The sequence below is a fragment of the Citrobacter sp. TBCS-14 genome, assembly GCF_005280805.1.
GTDB lineage: Bacteria > Pseudomonadota > Gammaproteobacteria > Enterobacterales > Enterobacteriaceae > Citrobacter > Citrobacter gillenii.
In genome coordinates this window covers 1-257 of record NZ_SZWM01000498.1, presented here as the reverse complement: position 1 = coordinate 257, position 257 = coordinate 1, and the positions used below count along the sequence as shown (strand labels likewise).

Genomic DNA, 257 nt, shown 5'->3' with positions numbered 1-257 from the left:
GTGGCAGCGCAGCAGCGGAGTACGGCTCTCCAGCGTTCTGAGCGTCAGCTCGGTGAATCCTTCTTTGCCATCGCTACTGGTCACATAAACGCCGCTCATCCGACTGCTGACAAACGCCACATCATCCATTTGCAGCAGATAGATTCGGCTATGACCGCTACATGGAATGAACTTAAGCGCCTGCTGATGTTCCGGCAGTAACGACACATCCTGCTTCGTGCGCTCCTGACGTAAACGGATCAGCGTTTTCTCCAGCC

General features: G+C 54.9%; 1 protein-coding gene. It reads right to left on the bottom strand.

Features of this window, described 5'->3' with window-relative positions; translation table 11 throughout:
• Window positions 1–257 (bottom strand): LytTR family transcriptional regulator DNA-binding domain-containing protein (locus FDX22_RS19535; RefSeq protein WP_186805352.1); only part of this gene is annotated, 257 nt, incomplete at both ends.